The sequence below is a fragment of the Streptomyces sp. NPDC001056 genome, assembly GCF_053598955.1.
This window is the reverse complement of sequence record NZ_JBSFLI010000010.1, coordinates 177975-194642: the sequence shown is the minus strand read 5'-3', so window position 1 is coordinate 194642 and position 16668 is coordinate 177975. Positions and strand designations below refer to the sequence as shown.

General features: G+C 71.7%; 17 protein-coding genes and 2 pseudogenes. 12 read left to right on the top strand and 7 right to left on the bottom strand.

The window, feature by feature from the left end:
* Positions 1–108 precede the first annotated feature (108 nt).
* From ACWDD7_RS15175 to ACWDD7_RS15155, 5 genes are all read left to right on the top strand, one after another.
* Positions 109–1044 carry a coiled-coil domain-containing protein gene (locus tag ACWDD7_RS15175; RefSeq protein ID WP_351877356.1) on the top strand — a complete coding sequence of 312 codons (936 nt, stop codon included), beginning with the start codon at positions 109–111 and terminating at the stop codon, positions 1042–1044.
* Positions 1045–1111: 67 nt separating this feature from the next.
* Positions 1112–2065 carry an ABC transporter ATP-binding protein gene (locus tag ACWDD7_RS15170; RefSeq protein WP_351877358.1) on the top strand — a complete coding sequence of 318 codons (954 nt, stop codon included), beginning with the start codon at positions 1112–1114 and terminating at the stop codon, positions 2063–2065.
* The gene (locus ACWDD7_RS15165) at positions 2062–2877 is read left to right on the top strand and encodes an ABC transporter permease (RefSeq protein ID WP_351877360.1); all 816 of its coding nucleotides are present in this window, start codon (positions 2062–2064) and stop codon (positions 2875–2877) included. Before ACWDD7_RS15170 ends, ACWDD7_RS15165 begins: the two co-directional genes overlap by 4 nt.
* A gap of 130 nt (positions 2878–3007) precedes the next feature.
* Entirely contained in the window at positions 3008–4330 is a 1323-nt protein-coding gene (locus ACWDD7_RS15160) for an ABC transporter ATP-binding protein (protein ID WP_450457639.1), read from the top strand.
* A complete protein-coding gene (locus ACWDD7_RS15155; protein ID WP_450457638.1) occupies positions 4327–5211 on the top strand; it encodes an ABC transporter permease in 885 nt (294 codons plus the stop codon). Before ACWDD7_RS15160 ends, ACWDD7_RS15155 begins: the two co-directional genes overlap by 4 nt.
* A 15-nt stretch (positions 5212–5226) precedes the next feature.
* On the opposite strand, the gene ACWDD7_RS15150 is transcribed toward ACWDD7_RS15155, so the two are convergent.
* Positions 5227–5559 (bottom strand): ATP/GTP-binding protein, encoded by a 333-nt coding sequence (locus ACWDD7_RS15150; protein ID WP_351877366.1) that lies wholly within the window; start codon positions 5557–5559, stop codon positions 5227–5229.
* Between the two features lie 222 nt (positions 5560–5781).
* Here ACWDD7_RS15150 and ACWDD7_RS15145 point away from each other — a divergent pair, with 222 nt between their 5' ends.
* Positions 5782–6810, top strand: coding sequence for an LLM class flavin-dependent oxidoreductase (locus ACWDD7_RS15145; RefSeq protein ID WP_351877368.1), 1029 nt, complete (start codon positions 5782–5784; stop codon positions 6808–6810).
* A 128-nt stretch (positions 6811–6938) separates the two neighbouring features.
* Here ACWDD7_RS15145 and ACWDD7_RS15140 read toward each other — a convergent pair whose 3' ends face one another.
* Complete coding sequence (locus tag ACWDD7_RS15140) at positions 6939–7331, bottom strand: SCO5389 family protein (protein WP_285563346.1); 393 nt, start codon at positions 7329–7331, stop codon at positions 6939–6941.
* Between the two features lie 288 nt (positions 7332–7619).
* On the opposite strand from ACWDD7_RS15140, the gene nucS reads away from it, so the two are divergent.
* Positions 7620–8291 (top strand): endonuclease NucS, encoded by a 672-nt coding sequence (gene nucS, locus ACWDD7_RS15135; RefSeq protein WP_351877371.1) that lies wholly within the window; start codon positions 7620–7622, stop codon positions 8289–8291.
* 61 nt (positions 8292–8352) lie between these two features.
* On the opposite strand, the gene ACWDD7_RS15130 is transcribed toward nucS, so the two are convergent.
* The 3 genes from ACWDD7_RS15130 to ACWDD7_RS15120 form a co-directional block, all read right to left on the bottom strand.
* A complete protein-coding gene (locus tag ACWDD7_RS15130; protein WP_450457637.1) occupies positions 8353–10755 on the bottom strand; it encodes an ATP-binding protein in 2403 nt (800 codons plus the stop codon).
* 244 nt (positions 10756–10999) lie between these two features.
* Positions 11000–11323, bottom strand: a complete 324-nt coding sequence (locus ACWDD7_RS15125; RefSeq protein ID WP_285563343.1) for an STAS domain-containing protein — start codon at positions 11321–11323, stop codon at positions 11000–11002.
* Between the two features lie 170 nt (positions 11324–11493).
* A complete protein-coding gene (locus ACWDD7_RS15120) occupies positions 11494–12342 on the bottom strand; it encodes a 3-hydroxyacyl-CoA dehydrogenase family protein (protein WP_392217894.1) in 849 nt (282 codons plus the stop codon).
* 219 nt (positions 12343–12561) lie between these two features.
* On the opposite strand from ACWDD7_RS15120, the pseudogene ACWDD7_RS15115 reads away from it, so the two are divergent.
* Together ACWDD7_RS15115 and ACWDD7_RS15110 are read left to right on the top strand one after the other, a co-directional pair.
* Positions 12562–13091, top strand: a pseudogene (locus ACWDD7_RS15115) (Scr1 family TA system antitoxin-like transcriptional regulator); the annotation flags it as partial.
* A gap of 75 nt (positions 13092–13166) precedes the next feature.
* Positions 13167–13271 (top strand): annotated as a pseudogene (locus ACWDD7_RS15110) (DUF397 domain-containing protein); the annotation flags it as partial.
* Between the two features lie 60 nt (positions 13272–13331).
* Here ACWDD7_RS15110 and ACWDD7_RS15105 read toward each other — a convergent pair.
* Together ACWDD7_RS15105 and ACWDD7_RS15100 are read right to left on the bottom strand one after the other, a co-directional pair.
* Positions 13332–13661, bottom strand: a complete 330-nt coding sequence (locus tag ACWDD7_RS15105; protein WP_450457636.1) for a hypothetical protein — start codon at positions 13659–13661, stop codon at positions 13332–13334.
* A 103-nt stretch (positions 13662–13764) separates the two neighbouring features.
* Entirely contained in the window at positions 13765–14427 is a 663-nt protein-coding gene (locus ACWDD7_RS15100; protein ID WP_351877950.1) for a TetR/AcrR family transcriptional regulator, read from the bottom strand.
* 80 nt (positions 14428–14507) lie between these two features.
* Between ACWDD7_RS15100 and ACWDD7_RS15095 the strand changes: the two genes are divergently transcribed.
* From ACWDD7_RS15095 to ACWDD7_RS15085, 3 genes are read left to right on the top strand one after another with little or no spacing between them, the layout of a single operon-like run.
* Positions 14508–15293 carry an ABC transporter ATP-binding protein gene (locus ACWDD7_RS15095; RefSeq protein ID WP_351877952.1) on the top strand — a complete coding sequence of 262 codons (786 nt, stop codon included), beginning with the start codon at positions 14508–14510 and terminating at the stop codon, positions 15291–15293.
* Between the two features lie 18 nt (positions 15294–15311).
* The gene (locus ACWDD7_RS15090; RefSeq protein ID WP_450457635.1) at positions 15312–16061 is read left to right on the top strand and encodes an ABC transporter permease; all 750 of its coding nucleotides are present in this window, start codon (positions 15312–15314) and stop codon (positions 16059–16061) included.
* A gap of 13 nt (positions 16062–16074) precedes the next feature.
* A complete protein-coding gene (locus ACWDD7_RS15085; protein ID WP_450457634.1) occupies positions 16075–16647 on the top strand; it encodes a cob(I)yrinic acid a,c-diamide adenosyltransferase in 573 nt (190 codons plus the stop codon).
* The last annotated feature ends 21 nt before the right edge of the window (positions 16648–16668 follow it).

The following is a 16668-nucleotide window of genomic DNA, read 5'->3' as shown; positions in this document are numbered from 1 at the left end:
AAAAGAGGTGTCATTCTCCAGATCAAACACGTATCCGCTCGATGACACACCGCTTCGGCGCCTAGGATTCCCCCTATCACCTCACCGGTCTCATTTGACAGGAACCCCATGAGCGACACTTCCCCCTACGGCTTCGAGCTTGTGCGGCGTGGGTACGACCGCGCTCAGGTGGACGAACGTATCTCCAACCTCGTCTCCCAACGTGACCAGGCCAACGCCCGCATCACCGCCCTGGAGAAGCGCATCGAGGAGCTGCACCTCGAAACGCAGAACGCCCAGACCCAGGTGAGCGACGCCGAGCCGTCGTACGCCGGTCTCGGCGCCCGGGTCGAGAAGATCCTGCGCCTGGCCGAGGAAGAGGCCAAGGAGCTGCGTGAGGAGGCCCGCCGCGCGGCCGAACAGCACCGCGAGCTGGCCGAGTCGGCCGCCCAGCAGGTTCGTAACGACGCCGAGTCCTACGCCACCGAGCGCAAGGCCAAGGCGGAGGACGAGGGCGCCCGCATCGTGGAGAAGGCCAAGAGCGAGGCCTCTCAGCTGCGTGCCGACGCGCAGAAGGACGCGCAGTCCAAGCGGGAGGAGGCGGACGCCCTCTTCGAGGAGACCCGCGCCAAGGCCGCGCAGGCCGCCGCCGACTTCGAGACGAACCTGGCCAAGCGCCGCGAGCAGTCCGAGCGCGACCTGGCCTCGCGTCAGCAGAAGGCGGAGAAGCGGCTCGCGGAGATCGAGCACCGGGCCGAGCAGCTGCGCCTGGAGGCGGAGAAGCTGCGCACCGACGCCGAGCGCCGCGCCCGCCAGACGGTGGAGACCGCCCAGCGCCAGGCCGAGGACATCGTGGCCGACGCCAATGCCAAGGCGGACCGTATCCGTTCCGAGTCCGAGCGTGAGCTGGCGGCCCTCACCAACCGCCGCGACAGCATCAACGCCCAGCTGACGAACGTGCGCGAGATGCTGGCGACGCTCACCGGCGCGGCGGTCGCCGCCGCGGGCTCGACGGGTGAGGACGAGCCGGTTTCCCGTGGGGTTCCGGCGCAGCAGTCCCGGTAAGTACCGCGGCTCCGACAGCCCCCTGCCTCAAGTGGCAGGGGGCTTTGTCCCGTTCTAGCGTGGCGGCATGATCGAGCTGGACGGGCTGACCAAGCGGTACGGCGAGAAGGTGGCCGTCGACGGTCTGACCTGTACCGTGCGGCCGGGCATCGTGACCGGGTTCCTGGGGCCCAACGGAGCCGGGAAGTCCACCACGATGCGAATGATCCTCGGGCTGGACCATCCCACCGCCGGTGACGTGCGGATCGACGGCAGGCACTACGAGCAGCTGACCGACCCGCTGACGTACGTCGGCGCGCTGCTGGACGCCAAGGCCATGCACGGCGGGCGCAGCGCCTACAACCATCTGCTGTGCCTCGCGCAGAGCAACGGCATCCCGCGCCGCCGGGTGGGTGAGGTGCTGGAGACGGTGGGGCTGGTGGCCGTCGCGCGGCAGAAGGCCAAGGGGTTCTCGTACGGCATGGCGCAGCGGCTCGGGATCGCGGCCGCGCTGCTCGGGGACCCCCGGATCCTGATGTTCGACGAGCCGGTGAACGGGCTCGACCCCGAGGGCATCCACTGGATCCGGAACCTGATGAGATCGCTGGCCGCGCAGGGGCGGACGGTGTTCGTCTCCTCCCACCTGATGAGCGAGATGGCGCAGACCGCCGACCATCTGGTGGTCATCGGGCAGGGCCGGCTGCTCGCGGACACCTCCATGGCGGAGTTCATCCGGCGGCACGCGCGCAGTTACGTCCGCATCCGCTCGCCCCAGCACGAACGGCTCCTCGACGCGCTGCACGAGGCCGGGATCACCGCGGTCCCGGCGGCGGACGGCGCGCTGGAGGCGGAGGGCGACAAGGCCGAGCGGATCGGGGAGCTGGCCGCGGGGCACGGGATCGTGCTGCACGAGCTGAGTCCCCGGCAGGCCTCGCTGGAGGAGGCGTTCATGCGGCTGACGGCCGGGGCGGTGGAGTACCACGCGCGGGTGGAGGCCGTCCCGGGGAGCTGGGGTTCCGGCCGGCAAGGGGGTACGGCATGACGGGCGTCCGGACCGGTCGGCCCCGGGAGGCCTCCCCCACCGACCGAGTCGCCCAGGTCCTGCGCTCCGAGTGGACGAAGATCCGGTCGGTGTCGTCCACGAGATGGACTCTTTCGATCGCCGTCGTGGTCACCATCGGCATCGGCATGCTCATCTCCGCGCTGACCCGGAACGAGTACGACACGATGCCGATCCGGGAGCGGCTGACCTTCGACCCGACCTACGTCAGCTTCGCCGGCATGACCCTCGGCCAGCTCGCCATGATCGTGTTCGGGGTGCTGGTCGTCACCAACGAGTACAGCACCGGCATGATCCGGGTCTCGCTGGCCGCCGTGCCGCGCCGCGGCACCTTCCTGTTCGGCAAGATCGCGGTCGCGGGCGCGCTCGCCCTGGCCGTCGGGATGATCACGGCCTTCGCCACGTTCTTCCTCGGCCAGGCCATGCTCGGTCCCTACCGCGCCGGGCTCGGCGATCCGGGCGTGCTGCGCGCCGTGGTGGGCGGCGGGCTGTACCTCACCCTGATCGCGGTGTTCTCCATGGGCGTCGCCGCCATGCTGCGCTCGCCGCTGCTGTCGCTCGGCATCCTGATGCCGTTCTTCTTCCTGGTCTCCAACATCCTCGCCGCCGTCGACTCCACCAAGAAGGTCGGCCGGTTCCTGCCGGACCAGGCCGGCAGCCGGATCATGCAGGCGGTGCCGAGCGCCGACGAGGCGCCCTACGGACCCTGGGGCGGACTCGGCATCATGGCGCTGTGGGTGGCCGCCGCGCTCGTCGGCGGGTATGCGCTGCTCAGGCACCGAGACGCGCAGTAAAGGTCTCGTTCACGCAGCGTATTACTCCAGCTTTACTTTTCTTTGGGCGGAACCGTCAGCGCCCCGATATCCTCCTAACCCTTACGGGGGCGGTTCCCCGCTGTCCTGAACCTTCCGATGGGTGCGGAGCATGATCGAGGCTGTAGGCCTGACGAAGCGGTACGGCGACAAGACCGCCGTGTACAACCTTTCCTTCCAGGTGCGACCGGGAGCCGTGACCGGCTTCCTCGGGCCCAACGGCTCGGGCAAGTCCACGACGATGAGGATGATCCTCGGGTTGGACAACCCCACGTCCGGCCAGGTCACCATCGGCGGCCACCCCTACCGCAGGCTGCCCAACGCACCCCGCCAGGTCGGTGCGCTGCTCGACGCCAAGGCCGTGCACGGCGGCCGCTCCGCCCGCAACCACCTGCTGAGCCTCGCCCAGCTGTCGGGCATCCCGGCCCGCCGCGTGGACGAGGTGCTCGGGGTCGTCGGCCTCCAGGACGTCGCCAAGAAGCGTTCCAAGGGCTTCTCGCTCGGCATGGGCCAGCGCCTCGGCATCGCCGCCGCGCTGCTCGGCGACCCCCAGGTGCTGCTCTTCGACGAGCCGGTCAACGGCCTCGACCCCGAGGGCATCCTCTGGGTGCGCAACCTGATGAAGGCGCTGGCGGCCGAGGGCCGTACGGTCTTCGTCTCCTCGCACCTGATGAGCGAGATGGCGCTGACCGCCGACCACCTCATCGTGATCGGGCGCGGCCAGCTGCTCGCCGACATGAGCGTGAAGGACTTCATCTCCGCCAACTCCGCCGACTTCGCGCGGGTGCGCACCCCCGACACCGAGCCGCAGCTGCGCGAGAAGCTCGGCGCCGCGCTCACCGAGGCCGGCGGCCACGTCCTGCCGGAGCAGGACGGCGCGCTGCGCGTGACCGGGCTGCCGCTGCCCCGCATCAGCGACCTCGCCCACGAGGCGGGCGTACGGCTGTGGGAGCTGTCTCCGCACCAGGCCTCGCTGGAGGAGGCGTACATGCGGATGACCCAGGGCGCGGTGGACTACCGCTCCACCACCGACCAGAAGGCGGGCCTGCAGCAGCCGCTGCCGCCCGGCGCCGAGCCGCCCATGCCGGTTCCCGGCCAGGGCCAGCCCGGCTGGTACGCCCCGCCGTCTCCCCAGCAGGGCGGGCAGCCCTTCGTGATGCCGGCGGGCGGCCCCGGCGCCCCGGCGGGCCCCTACGGCGGAGCCCCGGCGGGCGCGTACGGCGCTCCGGGCGCCCCGGCGGGCGCGTACGGCGCTCCGGGCGCCCCGGCGGGCCATGGCGCCCCGGTCGCGAACCCGTACGCCCAGCCGGCGCCCCAGGCCGCCCCGGCCCAGGCCCCGGCTCAGGCCCCGGCTCAGGCCCCCGCGGCCCCGGCCGCTCCCCCGGCCCCCGCCGCCCCCGCCGCCGACACGACCCAGCCCGAGGACGCCCGATGAGCACCCACCAGCCCCCGATGCCGCAGGCCCCGGCCGCCGCGCCCCACTGGCAGGCGGCGCCCGGCGGCTCGTACCCCGGCTACACCTCGCCGATCCCGGTGGTGCGCACCCACCTCGGGCACGCGGTGGCCTCGGAGTGGACGAAGATCAAGTCGGTCCGCTCGACGATCTGGACGCTCAGCGTCTTCGTGTTCCTCGTCGTGGGCATCGGCCTGCTGGTCGGTGCGCTGGTGTCGGCCCACGCGAGCGATGCCTCGATGAGCGGCACGAACCCGCTGTCCTTCGGCTTCTTCGGGGTGCTCGTCGGCAACATGTGCATCATCACGCTCGGCGTGCTGACCACGGCCTCGGAGTACGGCACCGGCATGATCCGTACGACGATGACGGCGTGCCCGAGCCGCGGGCGTGTACTGGCCGCCAAGGCGATCGTGTTCTTCTTGGTCGCCTTCGTGGTGACCTTGGTGTCGGTCGCCTTCGTGGCGATGGTCCAGGCGTCCATGCTGTCCGGCTCCGGCGCGCAGTCGCCCTCCGGCGGGGACTGGTTCAAGGCCACCGTCGGCGTGAGCCTCTACATCGCGCTGCTCGGCCTGCTCGCGCTGCTCGTCGGCTCGATGATCCGGCACTCGGCGGGCGGCATCACCATCATGATCGGCCTGGTGCTCGCCCCGCTGGTGCTCGCGCTGTTCATGGCCACGGAATCGCTGCACTCGGTGCGCGACTTCCTGTTCGAGTACAGCTTCCCGAGCCAGCTCAGCGTCTTCTACGACAACACGCTCGGCGCCTCCGGGCCCACGGGCTGGGACCCGCTGTGGATCATGATGGGCCTGACCGCGGCGGCCGGCGCGGGGGCGTACGTGCTGCTGCGCAACCGGGACGTGTAGGACCGGCCCCGGGCCTCAGAACTTCGGCGCGTTACGAGACCGCCGCACCCGTGAGGTGCGGCGGTCTCGCGCGTTCCAGCAGGCCTTGTGCCAGTGGCGGCGGTCGTCGACGCCCGCGTACTGGGGCCAGGCCACCACGTGCGGGACCGCGGAGGGGATCATCTGGTCGCAGCCGGGGCAGCGGTAGGTCTTGCCCTCGGCGCTCGCGCCCGCGACATGGCGCACGCTCCACTCCTCGCCCTGCCAGTCCTCCGTGGACTGGAAACCGCCGTACCGCCCGGTGCGGTCGTCCTCGGCGCTGCGGCCGGACGAGTCGGCGGCCTTCGGTCGGTTGCGGCGCGGGGACACGGGACACCTCTCGGGTTCGGCGGCAAGCACGGACGGCGTCCAGCCTACGCGCCGCCGGGCGGGGCACGCGAAGGCCGCCAACCGGTGCAAGTCCCCCTCCGGAACGGCCGATTACACAGACAATCGGCAAATTACCCCGCCACCCCGTGTCCTGGGCACGTGTCAGACGGTTATGCCGGTGTGGGGGAGCTCCGGGTCGGAGCCGAGGAAGCGGGAAACGCGATGTACGTAGGAAGCTTTGTGCTGGCCGCCCAGTTCCCGGGACAGGGCCAGGGGGAGGCCCTGCACCGGGCGGTGCGCTCGGCGGAGGTCGCCGAGGAGGCCGGCCTCGACTCGGTGTGGCTGGCCGAGCACCACTTCGTGCCGTACGGCACCTGTCCGTCGGCCGTCACCCTGGCCGCCCTGCTGCTCGGCCGCACCCACCGTGTCCGGGTCGGCACCGCGGTCAGCGTACTGCCCACCGCGCACCCGGTGGCCCTCGGCGAGCAGGCCGCGCTGCTGCACCTGACGAGCGGCGGGCGGTTCACCCTCGGGGTGGGCCGCGGCGGTCCCTGGGTGGACCTGGAGGTCTTCGGCATGGGCCTCGACGCGTACGAGAACGGGTTCCCCGAGTCGCTCGACCTGCTGCTGCGCTGGCTGCGCGAGCCCGCCGTCAGCGCGTCCGGCGAGCGGTTCGCGTTCCGTGAGGTACCGGTCGTACCCCGCCCCTCGGAGGCCCTGACGGACACCCCGGGTCCCGAGGTCGTCGTCGCGTGCACCTCGCCGAAGAGCGTACGGCTGGCCGCGGAGCGCGGGCTGCCGATGCTGCTCGGGATGCACGCGGGCGACGAGGAGAAGGCGGAGATGGTCGCCCTGTGGCGGCGCTGTGCCCGCGCGGCGGGCCGGCCACCCGAGGAGATCGCGGAGGCGGCGCACGTCTCGGCCGGGGTCTGCCAGCTCGCCGACCGCCGGCAGGACGCGGCGGAGACCCTGCTCAAGGCGATGCCGGGCTGGCTGGCACAGGGACTCGACGCGCATGTCACGGTCGACGGCCGCAAGCGCGCGATGCGTGATCCGCACGCGTACACCGAGCTGCTCTGCGGGCTGCATCCGGTGGGCACCCCGCGGCTCGCCGGTGACCGGCTCGCGGCCACCGCTGAGCGCACGGGCATCTCCCGCTTCGCCCTGCTGGTCGAGGGCTCGGGCGATCTCGCGGCCACGGAGGACACCCTGCGGCGCCTGGGCACCGAGGTTCTTCCGCAGCTGCGCTGACGAACGCCGACACACAGGAACAAAGGGCAAGCCACCTGGGGGGCTTGCCGCCCCAGCACCGAATGCACCTCCCGCGGATGGAGCGGCAAGCAGGCGACGCGCCGCCCCGGACGCGCCGGGGCCGCGGGTCAGCAGTCCCGAAGTTCCGGCGACTGGTTCAGCAGTTGGGCCCGCACCGAGGTGAAGCGGGTCAGGGTCTCGTCCACCGAGGCGTCCAGCGGGAACACCGCGACCCGGTGGCAGTTCTGGAAGGCCAGCCGCACGCCGAAGTGCCGTTGCAGCGCGCCGCGGATGGCGTCACTCGCGAGGGCGCGCAGCAACTGGCCGCGTGCCTGCTCGTCCGGCGGGGGCGTCTGGTTGTCGGCGAAGGGACCGCCGTCCACCTTCAGCTGGGCCACCAGGGAGCTGATCATCTCCCACGCGTAGGGCAGGGAGGTCCGGACGCAGTCGACGAAGTCTGCTTCGTCGACCTCGCCTCGCTCGGCCGCTTCGAGTAGGGCCGGTGAGACGTCGAGCGACATGGGTACTCCTCTCGCACCCCCGGAGAACAGGGGTTGCCGGACGGATAAAGGGAGTTCGCGCCGACAAACACGCTGAGTACATGGATCGCGACCTCCCGTTCTCTACGGTAGGCAACGGTCGGTGACCACACCACCAGAATGCGTATATGGAACGGTCGGGTTGCACCCACAATCGGCCAAGGATGAACAAGAGTTTCCAGGGACAAAGCAGTGACAAGTGGGGCGATCCACAGGGAGCGGGTCGGGCGAATCGCGCACGGCGGCGGGTGTCGAGTAGCGTTGCCGACCATGCGTCTCGTCATTGCCCGGTGCTCGGTCGACTACGCCGGCCGGCTCACCGCCCACCTGCCCTCGGCGCCGCGCCTGATCCTGGTCAAGGCGGACGGCAGCGTCTCCATCCACGCCGACGACCGGGCCTACAAGCCCCTCAACTGGATGTCGCCGCCCTGCACGCTGAAGGAGGGCGGCGGCGAGGACGAGGGCGTGTGGACCGTCGTCAACAAGGCGGGCGAGAAACTGATCATCACGATGGAGGAGATCCTCCACGACTCCTCGCACGAACTCGGCGTGGACCCCGGTCTGATCAAGGACGGCGTGGAAGCGCACCTCCAGGAGCTGCTCGCCGACCGTATCGAGACGCTCGGCGACGGGTACACGCTCATCCGGCGCGAGTACATGACGGCCATCGGCCCGGTGGACATCCTGTGCCGGGACGCCGAGGGCCGGACGGTCGCGATCGAGATCAAGCGCCGCGGTGAGATCGACGGCGTCGAGCAGCTGACCCGCTACCTCGACCTCCTCAACCGCGACCCCCACCTCGCCCCGGTCCGCGGCATCTTCGCCGCCCAGGAGATCAAGCCCCAGGCCCGCGTCCTCGCCACGGACCGCGACATCGCGTGCCACATCCTCGACTACGACGCCCTGCGGGGCATCGAGGACGACAAGCTGCGGCTGTTCTGAGGGACCGCGGCGACCGACGGCGGTGCCGGACCGGCCTCGGGCCGGTCCGGCACCGCCGTCGTCACATGGGGCTCGGGACCGCCCAGCCCGGGTCGATCGCGGTCGCCGTCTGCGTCGTCTCCCTGTCCTGCGGTGTCGCCGCCAGGGAAGAGGACTGGGGCGAGCCGGTCGGGGTGCCCGGCCCCGTGGGGCTCGGCGAGCCGGAGCCCGCCCCCGTCGGGGAGGGCGAGGACGAGGACGGGGTCGGGAAAGTCGGCTTGGTCGGCTTCGGGGAGGTCGGCTTCGGCTCGGTCGGCGTCGGGGACGTGCCCCCGGTGCCCGTGCCCGGGTCCGCCGTGCCGCTCGCACCGGCCGACGGGCTCGCCGACGGCATCGGCTCGGCCGTACCGGCGTACGTGCCCGCAGGGGCCGGGGTGGCGGAGTGGGACGTCGGCACCCGGGAGGTCGTGCCCGGGTCCTGGGCCGGACCGGGGTCGGCGGCCGGGTCGCCCGCGTCCTGGCTCGTGGAGGGGTTCACGTCGGCCCGCCCCGCGGGGTTCTTGTCGTCGTCGCCGTGGGAGGTCATGCCGAGCGTCACCACCGTGCCCAGCACCGCCGCGAGCAGCGCGCCGGAGCCCGCCGCCACCAGGTTGCGGTGCGCGAGACGCCGTAGCCCCAGCCCCTTGGCGGCAGGCACGGGAACGATCCGGGGCGTGACCAGGGTGTCCGACACCGGTGGCACCGGCGGCACCGGCACCCCCTCGGGCTCCCCCGGGATCACCGGAATCCCCGGCAGCTCCCCCGCCCGGTCCGCGACCAGCGCCAGCGCCCGGCGTCCGGCGACCGCGCCCCGCTTGTCGGCGAGCGCGCCGCGCAGTCCGATCGACGCCTCCAGCTCCGCACGGGCCCGGTCCAGCCGCCCACCGCACAGCGCGAGAATCCCCAACTCATGGTGGAAATATGCCTGTTCGGGCACGTCACCGGACTGCAAGGAGGCCTCGGCGCCGCACCGCAGGGCCCGTTCCCAGGCACTCCACCGCAGCGCGGCGGCGAACGCGGGCGCGGCCGTCCGCGCGAGCCGAACCGCCTCGCCGTCATCACCCTCGGCCGGTGGCACCACGGCCGCCAGCGCCGCGAGCACCGCGTCGGCCTCCGCGCTCACCCGCTCCGGCGTGACGGAGGGATGCCCGGCCCACCAGGCGTAGTGCCGGGCCGCGGTACGGGCCCGCTCGGCGGCGTCGTCGCCGTACCCCGCCGCCTCCAGCTGCGCCTGCACCCCGGCCGCGAGCCGGTAGCGCGGGCCCGCCGGGGAGACCAGGCCGCACGTCGCCAACTCGCCGAGCGCCGCGTCGGCATGGGTGTCGCCGACCAGCGCGGGCAGATGCGCCTGGTGCGGCACCTCGCCGCCGAGGGCGACCGCGAACCGCAGCGTGGCGCGGGCGGAGGCGCTGAGCCGGGAGGCGAGCAGCGGCGCGGGCGCGGCGGCCTCACCGAGCGAGGGCAGCGGACCGCCCTCGTCCGCGAACTCGGTCACTGTGTTCACCACGGGCCGTACGTCCTCGAAGACGCCGTACTCGTCCACCGCCCCGGTCTCGGCCCGCAGTTGGTCCCGCTGCCGCAGCAGGGCGCCCGCCTGGACGAACCGCAGCGGCAGTCCCTCGGACTCGAACCACAGGTCGCCCGCCCAGTTGGCCTCCTCCTCGGTGAGCACCCGCCCGGCCGTGCGTTCCAGGATCTCCACCCCGCCGGCCCGGTCGAGCCCGCCGAGGAGGACCTCCTCGACGTCGGCGTCGGCGGAGGGCGCGGGCACGTCCGGGGTGGCGGCGACCAGGAAGGCGCACTCGGGCGTCGCGTCGAGCAGCTCGTCCAGCTCGGCGCCGCCGAACTCAAGGTCGTCCAGGACGACGACCGCGCCGATCTCCGCGAGCGGCGCCCGCAGTTCGAGGCGCTCGGGGCGGTGGCCGGGGGCGTCGTAGACGGTGTGGAAGAGCTCGTACAGGAGGTCCTCGGCGGTGCGGTGGATGCCGCTGAGGCGCACCACGCCGTCGGGCGCGAGGTCGTCGCAGTCGTCGGCGACCAGGTCGAGCAGGGCGGTACGACCGGACCCGCCGGGCCCGGTGAGCCGTACGGTGCGGCCGCGCGCGAGCAGCCGTACCAGTTGCTCCCGTACGTCCTGACGCTCCAGCAGGGGCAGCGGGTGCTGGGCGGGGCCCGGCGGCACCGGGGGGCGGGAGACGTGTTCGGCCTCTGCCCGCTCGGCGGCGCCGCGCTTGCGGGGGCGGCCCGGTCGCTCGGCCGGCGGGCAGGGCTCGATCTCGCTGCCGTCCACGGGGTTGACGGTCAGCAGCAGATCGCCGGAGACGAGGTGCGCCGTGCGCGCGGGCGCCGGCGTGTTCGGGCCGAAGTCGGCGGCGAGGGGGTCCCGGTGCGGGCGTCGGCCGCCCGCGTGTCCGTACTCCTCGGGTCCCGGGCTGATCGGGTCCATGGGTTCAAGCCCCCCATAAGCGTCGCGTGCTGGCATTCCGGCCCCTCCCGGCCTGCCGCACACCGCACTGTCGCTCCGGTCCGGACCCGCTCGGTCGAGGGATACGAGTCGGCGGGCGACCGAACCCTAAACCGTCGCCCAGTATCCACGACAGGGCGGGGTACCCCGTGGTCCGAGACGTCACGGTCCGACGCGGATTGCCCCGGGCCCCCGCGGATCGTCCTTCGGGTCGTCGCGCGGGTGTTCACACCCGGGGCAGCGACTCCACCCCGATGCCGCCCTCGATGGCGAGGATGCGGTGCAGCCGGGTGGCCACCAACAGGCGCTGCATCTGCGGCGGTACACCGCGCAGCACCAGACGGCGACCGCAGCGGCCGGCCCGCCGGTGGGCACCCATGATCACCCCGAGCCCGGTGGCGTCCCAGGAGTCCAGTTCGGACAGGTCGAGCACCAGGTCGCCGGCGCCGCGGTCGACGGCCGAGTGCAGGGCCGTACGGGCGTCCGCCGCGCTGCGGACGTCGAGGCGCCCCCCGACGACCAGCTCGGCGTGGTCGCCCCTGATGTGCATATACGCTCCCCGTTGAGTGCGGTTGTGGCGTTCTCCGTGTCGATGCTGTGCACCATCTGACTGAATGCGTGGCGGTGCGGTTGCTGCTTGTAAGCGAACCGATACCGAATTCACCCCTGCGAGTGACGCTTTCGGGGTGAATTCGGTGACGGGACGCCTCCGTACGCCGATCAGTACGTGTAGAAGCCCTGCCCGCTCTTGCGGCCGATGTCACCGGCATCCACCATCCGGCGCATCAGCTCCGGCGGGGCGAACTTCTCGTCCTGGGACTCGGTGTAGATGTTCCCGGTGGCGTGCAGCAGGATGTCCACGCCGGTCAGGTCGGTGGTGGCGAGCGGGCCCATGGCGTGCCCGAAGCCCAGCTTGCAGGCGAGGTCGATGTCCTCGGCGGTCGCCACGCCCGACTCGTAGAGCTTGACGGCCTCCACGACGAGCGCGGAGATGAGGCGGGTGGTGACGAACCCGGCGACATCGCGGTTGACGACGATGCAGGTCTTGCCGACGGACTCGGCGAACTGCCGGGCGGTGGCGAGGGCTTCGTCGCTCGTCTTGTAGCCGCGGACCAGCTCGACCAGCTTCATCATCGGCACCGGCGAGAAGAAGTGGACGCCGACGACCCGCTCGGGGTGCTCGGTGGCCGCCGCGATCTTGGTGATCGGGATGGCGGAGGTGTTGGAGGCGAGCACGGCCTCGGGGCGCACGATCTTGTCGAGCGCGCGGAAGATCTCGTGCTTGACCTCCAGCTTCTCGAACACGGCCTCCACGACGATGTCCGCGTCGGCGGCGGCGTCCAGGTCGGTGGTCGCGGCGATGCGGCCCAGCGCGGCCTCGGCGTCGGCCGCGTCCAGTTTGCCCTTGCTCACGAACTTGTCGTACGACGCCTTGATTCCGTCGGTACCGCGCTTGAGCGCCTCGTCGGTGACATCGCGAAGGACGACCTCCCAGCCCGCCTGCGCGGCGACCTGAGCGATACCGGACCCCATGAGACCGGCCCCGATGACGGCGAGCTTCCCTGCCACGTCCGACTCCCTCTTCCCGCTGTTACCCGCTATGGACATGTGTGTCTTCGGCGGACGATAGCGCTCCGAAGCGGCCGTGTGACCATGAAGTAACGCGCGTCACGTCTCATTTGACGGACGTCACATCGGGGCGAGTTCCGCCGGAAACCGAGCGACGCGCGAACCTTGGCCGATACGCTGCGTGTTCACAGCGCTACATATCAGCCAAGGGGGCGTGCCATGCCGCCGCGCAGGGTGATCACCGGGCGCAGCCAGGAGCCCAGACGCCGCTACGCGGAGGGACTCCGCCGCCTGCGCCACGCGCGAGGACTGAGCCTTCGCCAACTGGCCGACGCGGTCGGCTGGGACGCGTCCTCTTCGGCGAACTGGAGACAGGGAGCACGCTGGGGAGCCCGGACGTGGCGGAGGCGCTGGACCAGTTCTACGGGACGCGGGGGTTGTTGCTGGCGATGTGGGAGATGGCGCTCGGGGATCCGACGCAGTTCAAGGAGAAGTACCGGCGGTATATCGCGCTGGGGGCGGAGGCGGCTTGCCTGTGGCACTTCGGGGTGAGCGTCCTGCCCGGCTTGTTGCAGACGGACGCCTACGCATCGGAGGTGCTCGCGCTCGGCGGCTACAAGGGCAAGGAACTGGAGGAGCAGGTCGCACTTCAGGTTCTGCCGTCCAGTGCGGGCATGCACGGCTTGGTGGGTACCGACGTGATGTTCATGCGCCTGGCAAACGGTGTCACGGTGGCCTACGCAGAGAACGGCGGATGAGAGGTCGTCGGAGGCTTCGAGGCATGGCCGCCGTCGGGGTTGCTGTAGCTGCTCTTGCGCCACGCCGTCCCCGTCCGTGACAGCAAGAACCCCACCGGCCCCGCCCTCCTCTTCGCGGACAGCGCGTGGGCGGCGTTCGTCGGGGCTGTCGGCCGTGAGGTGCTGGACTGATGGAAAAGCCCCCGACACCGCCTCGTAGGGGCGGCGCCGGGGGTTCGGCCCGGACGGGTCTCAGCGGCCGGCGCGCCGCTTCGTGCAGCCGTCGTCACAGCCGTACGCGCAGGGCTTCCCGGGCGTCTCGTTGACGGTGATGCCGGCCCTGGCCGGCTCACTGACGATCCGGTGGCCCTCCGGGTCCCTGCCGTGCGCACGGGCCACGTTGGTGATGACGCATTCCGTGCCGCCGTCACCGCCGCCCTTGGTGCGCTTGCGGCACCGGTCGAGGTCGGCCCGGGTGATGGCAGGGGTGCTCCCGCGCCGACGACGAGGGCCAGCGCCGCCGCCGCGAGTCGCGCAGCCCGCCCACACGGCGCGGACCGGCCGGGCAAGGAAGGGGGTCATCTTCTCCTCATGGGCGCATCAGTAGCAGCCGCCCAGCACAGGCGAAGGTTGACATACCGTCACATAATTCCAATGGTTGCCGCATCCGACCCGCCTGTCGCACTCACCCCCGCGGAGAGGGGCCCGGCCCCTGCCCGCGCACCGCGTACCCGAGCACCCGCTCGCTGAGCAGCCCCTCCATCTCGTCCAGCAGGGAGAGGGCCTCCCGCGAGACCTCCGCCGGCTCCCGGCGCTTGAGCATCTCCCGGCCGATGACACCGATGACCGTGCCATGGAGCCAGCCGATCTGACCGGCCATCAGATGGGGCACCTCGTCGTCGGCGGCGGCGCCGGTCTCCTCGCGCAGGACCTGTTCCAGGTTGGCCTGCACCTCCTGGGCGAGGGCCCACAGGCGGGAGCGCAGGGCCGGGGCGTCCTGGACGACGCGCATGAAGTCGGCGTAGCCCGGGAACAGGCCGACGCGCGGGGACACCGCCTCGATCTCCTCGCGCAGCTCGCGCAACACCGCCGCCGCGGCCGACTCGCCTTCACGGCGGCCCCGGACCCAGCGCGCCATCCGGTCGACCATGCCCGCGGAACGGTCGAAGAAGAGATCCTCCTTGGCCGGGAAGTAGTTGTAGACGGTGTTGACGGAGACGTTCGCCGCGTCGGCGATCTCCGCGACCGTCACCGCGTCGAAGCCGCGCTCGACGAACAGTCCCGTGGCGACATCCGAGATGTACTGCCGGGTCTGCCGCTTCTTCCGCTCCCTGAGCCCCTCAGCCATGCCCGCATCCTAACTTTGCTGCACCCCCTTAAAATTTGGTGTCATTGCAATTTTCCAGGGACTCTGTTTTTCTGTGCGGCATGGCAGCAGTCATCAGCGCGGCGCGCCTCGCCCGCACCTTCCAGACGAAAGCCGGCCCCGTCGAGGCCGTACGCGGCATCGATCTCACCGTCCACGAGGGTGAGATCCTCGGCTTCCTGGGCCCGAACGGCGCCGGCAAGACCACCACCCTGCGCATGCTCACCACCCTCCTGAAGCCGACCGGCGGCACCGCCACCGTCGCCGGGCACGACCTGGCCACCGATCCCGCCGGGGTGCGCCGGGTCACCGGATACGTCGCCCAGTCCGGCGGCGTCGACCCGCAGATCACGGTGCGGGAGGAACTGGTCACCCAGGCGCGGTTCTACCGGCTGTCCAAGGCCGACGCCGTCGCCCGCGCGGACGAACTCGCCCGCGATCTCGACCTCACGGCCTTCCTCGACCGCAGGACGGCCGCCCTCTCCGGCGGTCAGCGGCGCCGCCTCGACATCGCCATGGCACTGACCCACCGCCCCAGGGTGCTGTTCCTGGACGAGCCGACCACCGGACTCGACCCCGGCAGCCGCGCCGACCTGTGGGACCTCGTCCGCCGGCTGCGCGCCGAGCACGGCACGACCGTCTTCCTGACCACCCACTATCTGGACGAGGCCGACGCCCTCGCCGACCGCCTGGTGATCGTGGACGGCGGCGCGGTCGCGGCCGAGGGCACGACCGGCGCGCTCAAGCTGCGGTACGGCGGCTCCCTGGACGCCACGCTCCAGGACACCTTCCTGGCCGTCACCGGCCGCGTCCCCGCCCCGACCGACGACACGCCCGTCGCCGTATAGCCCCAGGAGCCTTCCGGCATGCTGCTGCACGACACGGCCCTCGTCTACGGCCGCTACCTCCGCCAGTCCCTCCGCTCCCGCTTCGCCCTCCTCTTCGGCGTCCTCACCCCCCTGCTCTATCTGCTCTTCTTCGGGCCCCTGCTCACCGGCCTCCCGCTGGGCGTGACGGGCAGCTCCTGGCAGGTCCTGGTGCCGGGGCTGCTGCTCCAACTCGGCCTGTTCGGCGCCCTGTTCGCCGGATTCACGATCATCATGGAGAACGCCCAGGGGGTGGTGGAGCGGATGCGGGTCACCCCGGTCAGCCGGCTCGCCCTGCTCCTCGGCCGCGTGCTGCGCGACGCCACGGTGTGCGTGTTCCAGGCCGTCCTCCTGGTCCTGGCCGCCCTGGCGATGGGCCTGCGCGCACCCCTGGCGGGCATCCTCATCGGCTTCGGGTTCGTCGCGCTGCTCACCCTCTCGCTGGCCTCGCTGTCGTACGCGACGGCGATGAAGGTCCGCACCCCGCAGGAGTTCGGCCCGCTGATCAACGCGGTGTCGATGCCCTCCATGCTGCTGTCCGGCCTGATGCTCCCGATGACCCTGGCTCCCGCGTGGCTGAACGTGCTGTCCCACTTCGTGCCGTTCCGCTACCTGGTGGACGCGATGCGCGACGCCTACGTGGGCCACTACGCCACCGCGCACATGCTCGACGGCGTCCTGGTGGCCGTCGGCTTCGCCGCGCTGGCCGTGACGACGGGCACACAGGTGTTCCGGACGGCCGGGGCGTAACTACGCTGGGCACATGGTCAATCTGACGCGCATCTACACCCGGACCGGCGACACGGGCACCACGAGCCTCGGCGACATGAGCCGGGTGCCCAAGACGGACCTCCGGATCTCCGCCTACGCGGACTCCAACGAGGCCAACGCGGTGATCGGCACCGCGATCGCCCTGGGCGGCCTGGAGGAGGAGGTCGTCCAGGTCCTCACCCGCGTCCAGAACGACCTGTTCGACGTGGGCGCGGACCTGTCGACCCCGGTGGCGGAGAACCCCGAGTACCCCCCGCTGCGGGTCGAGCAGTTCTACATCGACCGCCTGGAGGCGGACTGCGACCGCTTCAACGACCGGCTGGAGAAGCTGCGCTCCTTCATCCTCCCGGGCGGCACCCCGGGCGCGGCCCTGCTCCACCAGGCCTGCACGGTCGTCCGCCGCGCCGAGCGCTCCACCTGGGCGGCGCTGGAGGTCCACGGCGATCTCATGAACCCCCTCACCGCCACCTACCTCAACCGCCTCTCCGACCTCCTCTTCATCCTGGCCCGCATCGCCAACAAGGCCACCGGCGACGTGCTGTGGGTGCCGGGCGGCGAGCGCTGAGCCCGGCCCCGGCCTGAAGCC